Raw genomic sequence first — 15,848 nt, 5'->3', positions numbered from 1 at the left:
ACGCTGTGACTGGCAGAAAATAAACAGCATTCTCGGCTGAAAGCAGACTTTATGGCGGGCAAGCCAGGTGATGTTATGCAGGCGAATCGCTGTTTAGGGTGTTTGGCAAAGCGAATAAAAGGCAGAAGAAGGGAAAAGCATGAGCGGAGAGCAAAATGCGCGCCGCCAGTCATCATGCTGGCGGCGCGACTCACGAATGCGGGATTATTTAAAATCGACGCGCATTAAATCCTGGATGGGCATCCCTTTCGTCGTTTCTACACAACGATCGATATAGCTGGTAAAGCCCGGGGGCGAACTCATTCCCAGACGCAGCAACTTATCATTAGAAAACACGACATTCAGACGGGCAAACTCGCCGTACAGACGCATCGCGCGCAGCATCAGGCGTTCGTTGCAAGGCCCGTAAATCTTTTTAAAGTTCTTACGCTCTTTAACGATTTCGCTGAAATCAACTTGCAGATAGTTAGGTGCCAGCGGTGCACTTTTTTCTGCGGTGGCAAAGGCCGAATCGATCTCAGAGAAGGTGTTGCTGCTGCGCTCACCGGCAGAAATATGGTAGACCATCTCTTTGGTGCAGCCGTGATCCATCAGGAATACCAGGGATTTTGCACAGTAGTCCACCGGGATAACATCGACACGATCATCAAGCGAGCAGAGGAATTTCTCCAGCTTCATCACCATTTTAAATACCCAGAAAATGCTGCCTGACGGCGTACAACCTTCCTGAGAATGGCCAACAACGATGGACGGACGGGCAATGACCAGCGGCAGGTGCGGTAACTCCTGCTTGATCTTGTTTTCGATATAAGATTTGGAATAGGTGTAATCGACAATGTGATCTTCACGTGACGACAGCACCAGGTCCTCTTTGACGACTTCACCCTGATCCGGCGCGGAAGACATTGCCGTGCCCACGTGAACAAATTTTACGAATTCTGGCAGCCCAGCCATTCTGGCAGCCAGCTTAAAGGTGCCTTCGACGTTGACGCGCCAGATATCGTTATTTTCACCAAATGACGCAATCGCTGCGCAGTTGATAACGTGGCTGACCTGATCGATACGCGCATCACCCAGAAAAAGTTCGGGTGCAAGGAGATCGCCGACCAGAATATGATCTGCGGTCAGGCGTTGAATCGCCTGTGCCGAACATGAAAACTTGGTTAAATTTTCTTTAACCCTCTCCAGTCCCTGGTTAGCATCGCTGGCTCTGACAAGCAGCAGCAACTCAACATCCTGGCGCATCAGCAATTCTGCCACAACTGCACCACCAACGAATCCAGAAGATCCTGTAACAAGAATTTTTTTCATATCGACCACGAGAACAATTGATGAGGTTGTATAGTGCACCTAATTCGTTAAACAAATACGAAACTTTGTTAGCACAAAATGTATAAAATGCAATCGTTTACTTTTCGTTTACTTTTGCACCATCTGTTTTCAGCAGTAAAATCGGAAAATAACACTTAACTAACTGATATAAATAAAAATTCATCCGTTAGCACAGAAAGTAACGGCTGTTATTATTCAGGAATAATCCGGTACCTGATCGAGACCTTTTTTACAGATTTGCCCCGCCAACAGCCATTTACCCACTACGCTTGAATCAGCTTTTACAGGGAGACAACCATGAACAAACGTTATTCATACCAGCCACGCGCCGGACACGGTCTGCCGCACGATCCACTCAATGCGATTATCGGCCCGCGCCCCATCGGCTGGATAAGCTCCACCAGCGCCAAAGGCATACGTAATCTTGCCCCTTACAGCTTTTTCAACTGTTTCAATTACCTGCCGCCGATCATTGGTTTTGCCAGTAGCGGCTGGAAAGACAGTGTGCAGAATATTGCTGAAACCAAAGAATTTGTCTGGAATCTGGCGACCCGTCCGCTGGCTGAGGCCATGAATGAAAGTTCGATTTCTGCGCCCGCCGATCAGGACGAGTTTGCCCTTGCCGGTTTAACGCCCCTGGCCGCCTCTCAGGTTAACGCCAGTCTGGTGCAGGAAAGCCCGGTGAATTTTGAATGTAAACTCACGCAGCTGATTCAGTTGCAGGATGCGCAGGGAAAAGCCATCGACAGCTGGCTGGTGTTAGGCGAAGCCGTCGCTATCCACATTGACGAAAGGCTACTGGAAAACGGGATTTATCAGACGGCAAAAGCCGAACCGATTCTGCGCGCGGGCGGCCCCAGTGCCTATTACGGGATCACTGAGGCGCAGCGGTTTGACCTGGTGCGTCCGGATGCGCGGCGGGGATAAATCTCAGAGCACCTCCGGCATCTGGGTTCGAAGGACCTGCACCGCGCGGGCAATCTCCGGTGCCAGCCAGCGATCCTCTTGCCAGCAGGGTACAATCTGACGCAGACGTCGCCAGGCGCGAAGGGTTCCACTTGCCAGTTGCGCCTCACCGTGGAACTCCAGCGCCTGGGCCGCCAGCAGGTATTCAATGGCGAGAATGTAATAGACGTTACTCACGGTTTTCAGCAATTTTAATGCCGCACCGGTTCCCAGACTGAGGTGGTCTTCCTGTAGCCCGGAGGTGATGTAGTTATCCAGCACCGCCGGCTGAGCCAACTGGCGATTCTCAGCACAGAGCGAGGCCGCCACGTATTGCGCAATCATCATGCCGGAGTTGACGCCGGGCTGGCCGACCAGGAAAGGCGGTAAGCCGCTGACCAACGGGTTGACCAGACGATCCAGACGCCGTTCGGCAATGCTCCCCAGTTCCGCCAGGGCAATGGCCAGCAGGTCGCAGGCCATCGCGACCGATTCACCGTGTGGATGCGCTTGTGAGACCACGCGCCAGGCCTGCGGTGTGCCCATTACCAGTGGATTATCGGTACAGGCGTTGAGTTCCGTTTCAATCTGACGCTCGGCATGTGCAAACTGATCGCGGCAGGCACCGTGCACCTGCGGCATGGATCGCAGGCTCAATGCATCCTGGGTCCGGATGCCGCTGCTTATCTTCAATAGCGGGCTGTCGCCCAGTAAACGCCGTAACCGCTCGCCGCTGCGCTGGATACCCGGGCTGGCTTTAAGGGACAACACCTCTTCGTCAAAGGCAACCAGCTGCCCACGCAAGGCTTCAAAACTCATGGCTCCGGTAACGTCTGCCCAGTCCAGCAAACGGCGGGCATCATCCAGCGCCAGGCAGGCCAGTCCGGTCATGCACGGCGTACCGTTTACCAGGCTAAGCCCCTCTTTTGCGCCGGGTCGATAGGGCGTGAGTCCGGTCCGCGCCAGCGCCTCACAGGCAGGCACAATCTGCCCATCAAATTCCGCCTCGCCCACGCCAATCAGCGTCAGGCTGATATGCGCCATGTGCGTCAAATACCCTACCGATCCCTGCGAAGGCACCTGAGGCGTAATGTGCTGGTTAAGCAGCACCAACAGGCGCCGAACCAGTTCGACCGACACGCCGGATTTCCCGTGACTGTAGTTCGCTATTGCGGTGCATAAGATAGCGCGCACCTCATGTTTTGCCAGCAGCGGCCCCACGCCACAGGCATGACTTAACAAGGTGTTACGCGACAGCTGACTCAGCTCTTCTTCCGCCAGCATAATATTGCACAGCGCCCCCAGCCCCGTGTTGATGCCATAGGCGATCTGACCACTCGCAACGATATTCGTTACGATTTCTCGCCCCCGGGCAATGCGCTGCCAGGCACTCTCGCTCAGCACCAGCTCGGCATCGTGGCGGGCGACCTCAACCACCTCCTGCCAGGCTACCGGCGCGTCTCCCCAGACAACAACGCGACTCATTACACAGACTCCGCTGCATGGTGGCTGGAGATAAACTGCCTGAAGCGCGCCGAGCCGCCCTCACCGAACATGTCATCCGGCGTTCCCTGACAGTCAATGGTGCCTTGATGCATAAATATCACCCGGTTTGATACGTGGCGGGCAAACCCCATTTCATGCGTCACCACTAACATGGTGCGCCCCTCTTCTGCCAGACTGCGCATGACCTTCAGCACTTCGCCGACCAGTTCAGGATCAAGTGCCGAGGTGGGCTCATCAAATAACATCACCTCCGGGTCCATGGCTAGCGCACGGGCAATGGCGACGCGCTGCTGTTGACCACCCGACAACTGGGCCGGATAAAAACCTTTGCGATTCAAAAGTCCGACCCGGTCCAGCAGCTGTTCTGCCTGCGCAATACAGGTTTTCTTATCGCGTTTCAGAACATATTGCGGCCCTTCAATGACGTTTTGCAGCACGGTCATATGGGACCAGAGATTGAAGCTCTGAAAAACCATCCCCAGGCGTGAGCGCAAACGTTCCACCTGTTTGGGATTCGCGGCCAGTTGATGCCCGCGGGCATGGCGTTTCATCTCAATGGTTTCCCCGCCGACGCTTACCACGCCGGAATCGGGTGTTTCCAGCAGGTTAATACAGCGCAGCAAGGTACTTTTGCCCGAGCCGCTGGCACCGAGGATCGAAATGACGTCACCTTTGTGGGCCTGTAATGAAATGCCTTTCAGCACTTCCATGGCGCCAAATGATTTATGGATATCGCTGGCGGACAGCGTTACGGCGGATGAATCCTGCATCTTAATCTCCCCCAGGGACGGGTTTAATGGCCGCTAGCGGCTTCTTTGCGGGCTGATGAACCGGCGTCAGTCGACGCTCAAGCAGGGCATACAGCTGCACGATGATGAAATTGAGGATCAGGTAAATGGCGGCGGCACACAGAAACACTTCCATCGTGCGGTAGGTACGCTGGATAATCTGCTGCGCGACGCCCGTGACATCCCACACGGTAACCAGGCTGGCGAGTGCGGTGGACTTCACCAGCAAAATGGCTTCGGTTGAATAGGCCGGCAAGGCATAGCGCAACATCACGGGCGCAATAATGCGCCGCAGCAGCAGCCAGCGCGACATACCGCACGCCATACCGGCTTCCACCTGCCCGGCGGGCACCGCCAGCAACGCACCACGCAGGATTTCTGCCGTATAGGCAGCGGTGCACAGGGACAGCGCCAGCACGGCACAGCTGAATGGCTCACGTAAAAACGGCCAGACAAAACTGTGGCGAATCACGCCAAACTGGCCCAGGCCGTAATAGATTAAAAACAGCTGGATCATCAGGGGAGAACCGCGAAACACCAGAATATAGCCACGGGCAAAACTGCTCAGTATGCGCCAGCGGCTCATGCGCAGCGCCAGAATGCCCACCGCCAGCACGCCGCCGCACAGGAATGAACTGATAAACAGGCCGAGCGTAACCGGCAGGGCGGCGCTTAACTTCAGGAAAGTATCAGCAAGAAAGGCAAAATCGATCATGGTGCGGTTCCTTAATGCTGTGCCGCCGTTCGGCTCTGCCAGGCGCGGCCCAGACGAGCTTCCACGCGCAGAAAAGCCCGATTCGACAGCACAGTTAACAACAGATAGCATCCGCCGCCGATCAGATAAAAGGTGAAGTAGTCCCGCGTAGAACCCGCCGCGACCTGACTGGCGCGCATCAGCTCCACGATGCCGGTGACCGAAACCAACGCAGAGTCTTTCAGGCTCATCTGCCAGACATTGGACAGGCCAGGCAGCGCGTAGCGCGCCACCTGAGGCAGCAGGATGCGCTGACGAATTCGCCAGCGCGACATGCCTGTTGCCACCGCCGCTTCCACTTCGCCCCGGGACAGCGCCAGCCGGGCAGCACGATAAACTTCAGCCTGGTAGGAGCCCGAAATCAGCCCGATCGCCAGCGCGCCGATCAGAAAAGGCGGCGCCTCGATAAATCCCTGCGCACCAAATATTTGACCGATCTGGGTGATCAGGCCTGAACCACCAAAGTAAAACAGGTAGATCACCAGTAGCTCCGGGATGCCGCGAAAAATCACCGAATAGCCCTCACCCAACCAGCGTAAGGGACGGTGAGAAGACAATTTCGCCGCGGCGATGCCTGAGCCCACGACGGCTCCTACCATCAGCGCGACCAGCGACAACAGCAATGTAGTAAGCGTTGCGCTCACTATCAGCCGCCCCCAGCCATCTGCGCCAAAACCCAGCAGGCTTATCATGCTCGACCTCACTTATGGCGTAACGTCAGTTTTAAACCATTTCTCGCTGAGCTCTTTTACGGTGCCGTCAGCCAGCGCGGCCTTAATGGCATCGTCCAGTTTTGCTTTCAGATCGCCGTCTGCCATCCGCACGCCCATGGCTTCACCTTCGCCCCAGATCGGGCCGCCCAGTTGCGGACCGCTGAAGGCCAGGTTGCTGTTGTCTTTGCGCGTCAGCATTGATTTAGCAAAGGTCACATCGTCAAACACCGCATCAATACGTCCAGCCTGTAAATCCAGAATGGCATCGGCAGAGGTGGTGTATTCGCGTATGTCGGCCACGCCTTTGAAATATTTATCGATAAAAGGCGTGTATACCGTGCCGGAGGCAATACCGATGGTTTTTCCTTTCAGGGCCGCCTTTATCGGTGCCAGTGCGGCTTCAATCTCTTTTTCATCATCATGCAACTTCGTCACGCCCTTGCCCGGGGGGAGCAGCGTCCCTTTTACGGCAATAAAGGTGGCTGGCGTAGAGGCATAGGGAAGCGTAAAACTGACCACTTTTTTTCGCTCTGGCGTGATCACAATGGCGTCCATGATCACGTCGTATTTACCCGCATTCAGCCCGGCAATCATGCCATCCCAGTTCTGGACAACCAGTTTGCATTCCATGCCCATGCGCTTGCACAGGTTGGCCATGAGTTCCGGCTCAAATCCCCCGAGTTTGCCGCCGGGCAGCGTCAGGTTCCAGGGTTCATAGCTGCCTTCCGTCGCTATCGTGATCGATTTCCACTCTTTCGCCTGCACCGCAACGGTGCTGAGCAGCAGGCTGGAAAACAGGGTCGTAAGGCAAAAACGGCGAAACGCTTCGGGGTGCTTCATACGGCTTCTCCTGGATGAAAATGCGTTTTAAGAGTGTCAGTGTTGTTTTAACAAAAAGCTTACAAGATGATGAATCATGTATATACAAGCTAACATTGTCGAATTCATTGTCGGCTTGATCGTTTTGTGAGCCAGACACGATAAATAGCAACGGGATATCGAACAGAGCTAACTTGTACATACAACCTAGCAAAGGTCGTGCCAGTTCAGGACGCTCGGCAACCGCCGCCCCATTGCCCGGTGAAAGTGCTCTTACCAGGCCAATGCCCGTTTCAGGTGCAGCACTGCACACATTCAGCGCAAACTTGCGCGCAGTGCTGCGGCGGACAGAAACAGATCGGCAACCGATTATGTTATCGCCTGGCGGGGATCACGGATAAGCGCCCTGCATTTAGCCCCTCTCACTGGTCTGGCGAACATCATCGCTCAGCCTCTTCATGCCTGGCGCGCACCTGTAAATGCCTTGCCTGAACAGGCGAAAAGATGCTGAGAGTCGTGGGAGAAAGTCGTGCGCTATGCGGTAAAAGGAGGCAGCCGGGACCCAGCGTGGCGCCCGGCTGTGTGCTATTGTGCCAACGGGCGCTAAGTGGCCGAAGCCCATCAGGTCCGTTATTCTGCGCCGGCCAAAACCGCCAGCCGGGCCGCGGTGATTGGGTTACGCCTCAGCCCGTTTTTCCCTGTTCGAGAAAGCTATGCAGCAGCGGCTTTAACACCTTCTTCAACTGCGCAGCCCGCGCTTCATGCCAGGTAAACGGCGGCGTTTCATCCATATAGTTAATTTGCGACAGCTCCAGCTGCACAGCCTGAACCTGCTGCTGCGGCTGCCCGTAAGCACGCGTGATATAACCACCTTTGAAACGGCCGTTCACCACCCAGCTGTAGCGATCCTGCGCGCGGCACACCGAGGTGAGTCCGTTAATCACGGCACTGCTGCAGCTCGCCCCATCGTTGGTACCAATATTGAGATCCGGCAACCGCCCCTCAAACAGACGGGGAATTTCACTGGCAATAGAGTGCGCATCAAACAGCAAAGCGTAACCAAACTCCGCTTTCATTTGCGCCAGCGTCTGCTGAATCTGCTGATGGTAAGGTTGCCAGATAGCGTTGATGTAGCCCTGGCGCTGCGCATCCGTGGGCGTTTTGCCCTCGATAAAAGTCGGCGTGCCGTCAAACAGGGTTTCGGGGAACAGGCCGGTCGTGGCCGTGGTATAGAGCGGTTGATTATCCGACGGGCGATTCAGATCGATAACAAATCGTGAGTAGCGACCGATGATAATGCTCGCTCCCATATCACGCAGAAAATCATAAAGTTGTGGCAGGTGCCAGTCGGTGTCAGGTAAGTTGCGGGCGGCCTCGCTGAGTCCCTCCTCCACTTCCGGTGTCAACAGCGTACCGGCATGAGGGATACTGACCAGTAGGGGAATATTGCCCTGGGTGAAATGAAAAGGTGTCATTGTGCTTCTCCGCGATAGATGACCGTACAGGGCAGTTCACCGCCCAGCCAGTAAACCAGTTCCGCCGGGCGAGCCAGCGGCCAGTGGACAAAACTGGCAACTTTGCCAGCCTCAAGCGAGCCGTGGCTGGCTTCCAGCCCTAGCGCCTTCGCGCCCCACAGGGTGACGCCGGCCAGCGCCTCTTCCGGCGTCATGCCAAACAGCGTGCAGCCCATATTGAGCATTAACCGCAGTGACAGGGCCGGAGAGGTACCAGGGTTGGCATCACTCGCCAGCGCCATGGGCACGCCATAGCGGCGAAACAGAGCCACAGGTGGGCGCTGCGTTTCCCGTAACAGGTAAAATGCGCCAGGCAGCAGTACCGCGACCGTGCCGTGCCCGGCCATCGCCTGGACATCCTGCTCGGTAGCATATTCCAGGTGATCGGCTGAGAGCGCGTCATGGCGTGCTGCCAGCGCCGCACCACCCAGCGCAGACAACTGCTCTGCATGAAGTTTTACCGGCAGCCCCAGCGCCTTTGCCCGCTCAAACACCCGGGCCACCTGCTGAGGAGAAAAGGCCAGATGTTCACAGAAAGCATCAACCGCGTCAGCCAGCCCTTCGGCTTTGACCTGAGGCAGCAGGCGTTCGCAGATAATCGCTATCCAGCCCTCGGGATCCTGTTTAAATTCGGGCGGAAAAGCGTGCGCAGCAAGGCAGGTTGCCTGCACATCCGCAGCCACCTCTTTACCCAGTTGGCGGATGGCGCGCAGCATACGTAATTCGCTCTCTTCGTCCAGCCCGTAACCGGATTTGATCTCGACAGTCGTCACGCCTTCAGCCAGTAAACGATTCAGTCGCCAGCGGGCCGATGAAACCAGTGCCTGCTCGCTGGCCGCGCGCGTAGCCCGAACGGTAGAGAGGATCCCCCCGCCCTGTGCCGCTATGTCGGCATAACTGACCCCGTTGAGACGCTGTTCAAATTCCTGACTGCGATCCCCACCAAAAACCAGATGCGTATGACAATCGACCAGCCCTGGCGTGATAATCCCGCCCGGTAACTGATGATGTTTTTGTGCGCTAAAGGCAGGCATATCCGCGGCGGCGCCTACCCACACCAGCTTGTCTGCCTTCACCGCCAGCGCCCCCTGCTCAATCATCGCGTAGCGACCACCGCGCATGGTCACCACATCAGCACCGGTCCACACACTGTCTACCTGGAGTTCTTCTGCCATTCCTGCCTCTCGTTACTCTCGCCGTTTACAGCCCACTTTAAAGTATGTATATGTATATACAACCACATCCCTTGAGGATCAACTATGGCAATTTTTTTTGCGCCCCGCGCACTGCTGGCTGACGGCTGGTACAAACAGGTACGCATCCACGTCAGTCCGGCCGGAATCATTGAGGCCATCACGCCCAACAGTGATGACCGTCAGGCATGTCGCTTACCCGGCGAGGTCATTCCCGCTATCGCAAATCTGCACTCTCATGCTTTTCAGCGCGCCATGGCCGGTCTGGCCGAAGTGGCGGGCGATCCACAAGACAGCTTCTGGACCTGGCGCGACTTAATGTATCGCATGGTGCAGCGCCTGACGCCCCAGCAGGTGGGCGATATTGCCGCGTTGCTGTACATCGATATGTTAAAAGGTGGCTACTGCCAGGTTGCAGAATTCCATTATCTGCATCATGACGTTAACGGCGCGCCCTATGCCGATGATGCCATGCTGCAGCAGTTGATTGCCGCCGCCGAGACGGCAGGCATTGGTCAGACCCTGCTTCCGGTGCTTTACAGCTACAGCGGGTTTGGCGCGCAGCCGCCTGTGGCCGGGCAGAAACGCTTTATTCAGCAGACCGACAACTACCTGCAACAGCAGGCACGCCTGCAGGCGTGGGTGAAAGACAAGCCATTGCACAACGTAGGCCTGTGCTTTCACTCACTGCGTGCGGTGAGCGAAGTGCAAATGCACGAAGTGTTAGCCGCCAGCGATCGGTCGTTACCGGTGCACATCCACGTTGCCGAGCAGGAAAAAGAGGTGAACGACAGCCTGGCCTGGAGCGGCGAGCGCCCGGTGAGCTGGCTGATGAACCGCTTTGACGTTGACGCGCGCTGGTGCCTGATCCATGCCACACATCTTGATAACAGCGAGGTGACGCGCCTTGCCACCAGCGGCGCGGTTGCCGGGTTGTGTCCGACTACCGAAGCCAATCTTGGCGACGGCATTTTCCCGGCGGTGGACTATATCGCTCAGGGCGGTCGCTGGGGCATCGGCTCTGACAGCCATGTCTCATTGAGCGTTCAGGAAGAGCTGCGCTGGCTGGAATATGCTCAGCGTCTGCGCGACCGCCGTCGTAACCGTATCGCCCTGGCTCACCAGCCTTCCGTCGGCGACCTGCTGTGGCAGCAGGCAGCTGCAGGCGGCGCTCAGGCCTGTGGGATCAGGAGTGGTTCACTGGCCGTGGGGCAGCGCGCCGACTGGCTGGTACTGCGCGATCAGGCCTGGCTGGGCAGCGTGAATGACCACGCCCTGCTTAACCGTTGGCTGTTTGCGGGCCAGCGCGATCAGATTCGCGACGTGTATGTGGCGGGCAATCGGGTCATTAACGACGGGCATCATGCCGAAGAACACGCCTGCGCGGCGCGCTTCGCCCAGGCAATGGCGGCGCTGCAATGAGAACATTATTTTCTCTGGAAAACTTACCCGCTAGCCGCTGGCGCAACGGCGGAGGCGAAACACGCGAGATTATCAGCTTTCCGCCTGATGCCGACGATTTCGCCTGGCGAGCCAGTATTGCGACCATTGCTCAGGACGGCCCGTTTTCGACGTTCAACGGCATAGATCGCACGATTACTCTGCTGAACGGCAGCCCGGTGCTGCTGCGCGGTCCGGCAGGCGAGCACCGCTTACTGCCTGAAGTTCCCTGGGCTTTCGCGGGTGAATGGGCACTTGAAGCCAGTCTGGAAGGCAAAGAGGCCAGTCAGGATTTTAACGTCATGACGCGGCGTGACGCATGGCGGGCGCAGGCCGACGTCGTTACGCAAGCCGTCTGCAGCGAGCACGGCGTAGCGTGGGTGTTAGCCGGAGAATGGCGCATCGCGGATGACGCGCGGTTAGAGGCGCAGCAGGGGACATGGTGGGTAGATCACTCCACCCTGCTCTCGCCAGCCAGTCCGGAGGCAAGACTGCTGTTCGTGCGCCTTACCCGTGTCCTTTGAAGCGGCCCAGCAGCTTATAGCGCGAGCCCGGATAGAGTAATCGCGCATAGGTCACGATTTTATTGTCGCTCCAGGTCTGGCGGCGGATAAGCAGACAGGGCTCATGCTCATCGATCGCCAGATGTTTACGCTGACGCGCATCGGGCATCACCGCTTCAACGATGTGCTCACCTGCCGTTAACGGCGCCGCCCGCATCAGATAGGTATAAGGCGTGAGCGTATGGTAATCCTGAGTCAGATAGTCCGGAGCCAGCTGCGGATTCACCAGTCGGTCTTCAAGCTGCACCGGCAACTCGTTTTCATAATGCACAATCAGCGAATGAAACAGCGTTTGCCCGGTGGTCAGCCCCAGAACCGAAGCCTGCTCGGGATCGGCTTTGTTCTGACCCATCATCAGAATTTTGCAGCTGTGCTGGTGACCGCGCTGGGCAATTTCATCGGCGATGTTATGCACTTCGAGCATGGCCGTATAGCCTTTCATTTCGGCAACAAATGTTCCTACGCCCTGCATACGCACCAGAAACCCTTCGCTGGTCAGCTCGCGTAATGCACGATTGATGGTCATCCGGCTCACGCCTAGTTCATTGACCAGCTCGCTTTCGGAGGGCACGCGCTGATTTGCTTTCCAGTGTCCTTCACGAATCTGGCTGATGATAGCCTGCTTGACCCGTTGATAAATAGGCGCAGGTTCATCGCTCATGGCCGCCGCCAGTTGTGCAATTGCCGTATGCTCGGCCATAACGTTTTCCTTTCGCAGATAATGCGCAGAGTTTACTGCCTGCAGGGTTGGATGTATATACATTCAGACGCGGTTTCAGCACTTTAACCGTGCACCTGCTGCCTGATAAAGGTGCAGCAATACCGGTCGTTGCTCGCTCCCCCCTGCCCTGACGCCCGATCAATTTTGTGATCGGTTTGGCACGCTGATTGCAACTTGTATAGACAAGAATAGACACTTATGGTTCACTCGCGTTATTCAGTTGATCAGGGTCAATAAAGATGCCCTGCGGCAACCCAACCCTTGTATAGACAGGAGCAGGTTATGTCAGGTTCGACTCAGGTATTACACCTGGTGCCAGGTAATGTTGATCTCGCGACATTACGCGCAATTTACCAGGGTAACGTTACCCTCAGCCTCGACGATGGCGCCCGCCAGGCCGTCGCCGAGGCACAACGCACCGTTGACGCGATCGTCGCCTCCGGCAGCGTGGTTTACGGCATTAACACCGGTTTTGGCAAACTGGCCCAAACCCAGATCCCCGCCAGCCGTCTGGCGGATCTGCAACGTAATCTGGTGCTGTCCCACAGCGTCGGGTTAGGGAATTTACTGCCTGATAACGTCACGCGGCTGGTCGTCGCCAGCAAAGTGATCAGCCTTTCGCGGGGCCATTCGGGTGTACGCATCGAACTGATCGATGCCCTGCTGGCCCTGTTTAATGCCGGCATCATGCCGTGCATTCCGGAAAAAGGATCGGTGGGTGCCTCGGGCGATCTGGCGCCGCTGGCGCATATGTCGCTGATGCTGCTTGGTGAAGGTCAGGTCAGGTTCAAAGGGGAACTTATTGCGGCGACAGAAGGCCTGGCTAAAGTCGGGTTGACGCCCTTTGTTCTGGGCCCGAAAGAAGGTCTGGCATTGCTTAATGGCACCCAGGTTTCCACGGCGCTGGCGCTGCGTGGCCTGTTTGAAGCCGAAAACCTGTTTGCCGCAGGTTTACTGGCGGGCGCCCTGTCGTTAGAAGCGATCAAAGGTTCGTTAAAACCCTTCGATGCCCGTATCCATCAGGCGCGCGGTCAGCACGGGCAGATTGCCGTGGCCGCCGCGATTACCAGCCTGATTGAAGGAAGCGAAATCCTCGGTTCACATACCCACTGTGGCCGGGTACAGGATCCCTATTCTATCCGCTGCGTACCTCAGGTAATGGGCGCCTGCCTGGATAACCTCTCTCATGCCGCGCGCGTCCTGCAAATTGAAGCCAACGCCGCCTCTGATAATCCGCTGGTTTTCAGCGAAACCGGCGATGTGATCTCCGGCGGCAACTTCCATGCTGAACCGGTCGCCTTTGCAGCCGACATTATTGCGCTGGCCGTGGCTGAAGTGGGCGCTATCTCGGAACGTCGACTGGCCCTGCTGCTGGATACCGGCCTGTCCGGACTGCCACCTTTCCTGGTTCGCGACGGCGGCGTGAACTCCGGCTTTATGATTGCCCAGGTCACTGCGGCGGCGCTGGCATCAGAAAATAAATCGCTGGCCCATCCCGGCAGTGTAGACAGCTTACCGACCTCGGCTAACCAGGAAGATCACGTTTCCATGGCCACCTATGCCGCCCGCCGCCTGGGGGATATGTGCTTTAACAGCGCCGCCGTGGTGGGCATTGAAGCGATGGCCGCCGCCCAGGGCATTGAGTTTCATCGTCCCTTGCAAAGTTCTGCACCGATAGAGCAGGCCCTTGGCCGCATCCGCGAACGCGTTGCCTTCCTGGAAGAAGACCGCCTGCTGGCACCCGACATTGAGGCGATGCGTCAGTGGGCAAGCCGCTGCGACTGGCCAGAGGCACTCACCGCATTACTACCCAGCATGGGCACCTATTCAGTTAAATAAGGAATCCGTCATGAGCGAAACCCTGTCTAAAGCGGTAGCACGCGAGATCCGTGCGCCGCGTGGAAATGAACTGCACTGCGCTAACTGGTTAATTGAAGCAGCTTACCGCATGATTCAGAACAACCTGGATCCCGACGTGGCAGAACGTCCGGAAGATCTGGTGGTGTACGGCGGTATTGGTAAAGCCGCGCGCAACTGGGAATGTTTTGAGCAAATTTTACGATCGCTGCAGCTCCTGCAGCCGGACGAAACCCTGCTGATCCAGTCGGGCAAACCCGTCGGCGTGTTTCGTACCCATGCGGATGCCCCCCGCGTCCTGCTGGCCAACTCCAATCTGGTTCCTCACTGGGCTAACTGGGATCACTTCCACGAACTGGATAAAGCCGGGCTGATGATGTATGGCCAGATGACGGCCGGCTCATGGATTTACATTGGCGCCCAGGGAATCGTTCAGGGCACCTACGAGACGTTTGTCGAGGCCGGACGCCAGCACTATAACAATGATCTAAGCGGACGCTGGATCCTGACCGCCGGTTTAGGTGGCATGGGTGGTGCGCAACCCTTGGCAGGCGTGCTGGCGGGCGCCTGCGTACTGGCGATTGAGTGTCAGGAATCCCGTATCGATTTTCGTTTACGCACGCGTTATGTCGATTACAAAGCCACCTCGCTGGATGAAGCACTGGCCTTGATTGATGAGGCGACCAAAGCGAAGAAAGCCATTTCTGTCGGCCTGCTGGGCAACGCGGCGGAAATCCTGCCCGAGCTGGTTAAGCGCGCCAAAGCGGGTGGACCTAAGCCTGACATCGTCACCGACCAGACTTCGGCGCACGATCCCCTTAACGGCTATCTGCCCATTGACTGGGACGTCTCACGCTGGGAGCAGGAACGCAAGACACATCCTAAAGCCGTGGAGAAAGCTGCCCGTGCCTCTATGGCCGTCCACGTTCAGGCGATGCTCGACTTCTGTCATATGGGCATTCCTACCGTCGATTATGGCAACAACATTCGCCAGGTCGCACTGGATGAAGGCGTCAGCAATGCCTTTGATTTTCCCGGTTTTGTGCCAGCCTATATCCGTCCCCTGTTTTGCGAAGGTAAAGGTCCGTTCCGCTGGGTTGCCCTGTCTGGCGACCCCGAAGATATCTATAAAACGGATGCCAAACTCAAAGAACTTTTCCCGCAACATAAAACGCTGCATCGCTGGCTGGATATGGCGCAGGAACGCATCGCCTTCCAGGGCTTACCGGCGCGTATCTGCTGGCTGGGATTGGGTGAGCGCCATCTCGCGGCCCTCGCGTTCAATGAAATGGTACGCAACGGCGAGCTAAAAGCACCGATTGTGATCGGTCGCGATCACCTCGACTGCGGCTCTGTTGCCTCGCCAAACCGTGAAACCGAAGCGATGAAAGATGGGTCGGATGCGGTATCCGACTGGCCGCTGCTCAACGCCCTGCTGAATACGGCGGGCGGCGCGACCTGGGTGAGCCTGCATCATGGTGGTGGCGTGGGCATGGGCTTCTCCCAGCATTCTGGCGTGGTGATTGTGTGCGACGGCACGGAAGCGGCTGATGCCCGCTTGGGCCGCGTGCTGTGGAACGATCCTGCTACCGGCGTGATGCGTCATGCCGATGCGGGATACGAACAGGCACAGCAGTGTGCGACAAAACACGGTCTGAACTTACCGATGCAATAACCCGCAACGCCGATTTTATTGAGTCGCG

Annotated in this window: 14 protein-coding genes; 5 read left to right on the top strand and 9 right to left on the bottom strand. The window is 56.9% G+C overall.

The features are described 5' to 3' along the window. Positions 1-204: 204 nt before the first annotated feature. Complete coding sequence (locus EL29_RS03940; RefSeq protein ID WP_014593269.1) at positions 205-1,311, bottom strand: SDR family oxidoreductase; 1,107 nt, start codon at positions 1,309-1,311, stop codon at positions 205-207. Between the two features lie 318 nt (positions 1,312-1,629). On the opposite strand from EL29_RS03940, the gene EL29_RS03935 reads away from it, so the two are divergent. Next, positions 1,630-2,259, top strand: coding sequence for a flavin reductase family protein (locus EL29_RS03935; RefSeq protein WP_014593268.1), 630 nt, complete (start codon positions 1,630-1,632; stop codon positions 2,257-2,259). A 3-nt stretch (positions 2,260-2,262) separates the two neighbouring features. On the opposite strand, the gene EL29_RS03930 is transcribed toward EL29_RS03935, so the two are convergent. The 7 genes from EL29_RS03930 to hutI form a co-directional block, all read right to left on the bottom strand. Continuing rightward, positions 2,263-3,762, bottom strand: a complete 1,500-nt coding sequence (locus tag EL29_RS03930; protein WP_028714969.1) for an HAL/PAL/TAL family ammonia-lyase — start codon at positions 3,760-3,762, stop codon at positions 2,263-2,265. Then, positions 3,762-4,553, bottom strand: a complete 792-nt coding sequence (locus tag EL29_RS03925; RefSeq protein ID WP_028714968.1) for an ABC transporter ATP-binding protein — start codon at positions 4,551-4,553, stop codon at positions 3,762-3,764. Before EL29_RS03925 ends, EL29_RS03930 begins: the two co-directional genes overlap by 1 nt. A 1-nt stretch (position 4,554) precedes the next feature. Then, complete coding sequence (locus tag EL29_RS03920; RefSeq protein WP_013025162.1) at positions 4,555-5,286, bottom strand: ABC transporter permease; 732 nt, start codon at positions 5,284-5,286, stop codon at positions 4,555-4,557. A gap of 11 nt (positions 5,287-5,297) precedes the next feature. Continuing rightward, positions 5,298-6,017, bottom strand: coding sequence for an ABC transporter permease (locus EL29_RS03915; protein ID WP_014606245.1), 720 nt, complete (start codon positions 6,015-6,017; stop codon positions 5,298-5,300). Between the two features lie 12 nt (positions 6,018-6,029). Continuing rightward, entirely contained in the window at positions 6,030-6,878 is an 849-nt protein-coding gene (locus EL29_RS03910; RefSeq protein ID WP_014606246.1) for a transporter substrate-binding domain-containing protein, read from the bottom strand. 662 nt (positions 6,879-7,540) lie between these two features. Further along, the gene (gene hutG, locus EL29_RS03905; protein WP_014593263.1) at positions 7,541-8,332 is read right to left on the bottom strand and encodes an N-formylglutamate deformylase; all 792 of its coding nucleotides are present in this window, start codon (positions 8,330-8,332) and stop codon (positions 7,541-7,543) included. After that, positions 8,329-9,546, bottom strand: coding sequence for an imidazolonepropionase (gene hutI / locus EL29_RS03900; protein ID WP_014593262.1), 1,218 nt, complete (start codon positions 9,544-9,546; stop codon positions 8,329-8,331). Before hutI ends, hutG begins: the two co-directional genes overlap by 4 nt. A gap of 84 nt (positions 9,547-9,630) precedes the next feature. On the opposite strand from hutI, the gene EL29_RS03895 reads away from it, so the two are divergent. Both EL29_RS03895 and EL29_RS03890 read left to right on the top strand, forming a co-directional pair. Further along, positions 9,631-10,986 carry a formimidoylglutamate deiminase gene (locus EL29_RS03895; RefSeq protein ID WP_028714967.1) on the top strand — a complete coding sequence of 452 codons (1,356 nt, stop codon included), beginning with the start codon at positions 9,631-9,633 and terminating at the stop codon, positions 10,984-10,986. Beyond that, positions 10,983-11,528 carry a HutD/Ves family protein gene (locus tag EL29_RS03890; RefSeq protein WP_014593260.1) on the top strand — a complete coding sequence of 182 codons (546 nt, stop codon included), beginning with the start codon at positions 10,983-10,985 and terminating at the stop codon, positions 11,526-11,528. The genes EL29_RS03895 and EL29_RS03890 overlap by 4 nt, the downstream gene beginning before the upstream one ends. On the opposite strand, the gene hutC is transcribed toward EL29_RS03890, so the two are convergent. After that, complete coding sequence (hutC, locus tag EL29_RS03885) at positions 11,512-12,267, bottom strand: histidine utilization transcriptional repressor HutC (protein ID WP_014606249.1); 756 nt, start codon at positions 12,265-12,267, stop codon at positions 11,512-11,514. The genes EL29_RS03890 and hutC overlap by 17 nt on opposite strands. A gap of 303 nt (positions 12,268-12,570) precedes the next feature. Between hutC and hutH the strand changes: the two genes are divergently transcribed. After that, a complete protein-coding gene (gene hutH, locus EL29_RS03880) occupies positions 12,571-14,127 on the top strand; it encodes a histidine ammonia-lyase (protein ID WP_024470908.1) in 1,557 nt (518 codons plus the stop codon). Positions 14,128-14,137: 10 nt separating this feature from the next. After that, positions 14,138-15,820 carry a urocanate hydratase gene (gene hutU / locus EL29_RS03875; protein WP_014593258.1) on the top strand — a complete coding sequence of 561 codons (1,683 nt, stop codon included), beginning with the start codon at positions 14,138-14,140 and terminating at the stop codon, positions 15,818-15,820. The last annotated feature ends 28 nt before the right edge of the window (positions 15,821-15,848 follow it).

It is taken from the genome of Pantoea ananatis LMG 2665 (assembly GCF_000710035.2).
In the GTDB taxonomy this organism is placed as follows: Bacteria; Pseudomonadota; Gammaproteobacteria; order Enterobacterales; family Enterobacteriaceae; genus Pantoea; species Pantoea ananatis.
This window is presented reverse-complemented; position numbering and strand designations above follow the sequence as displayed.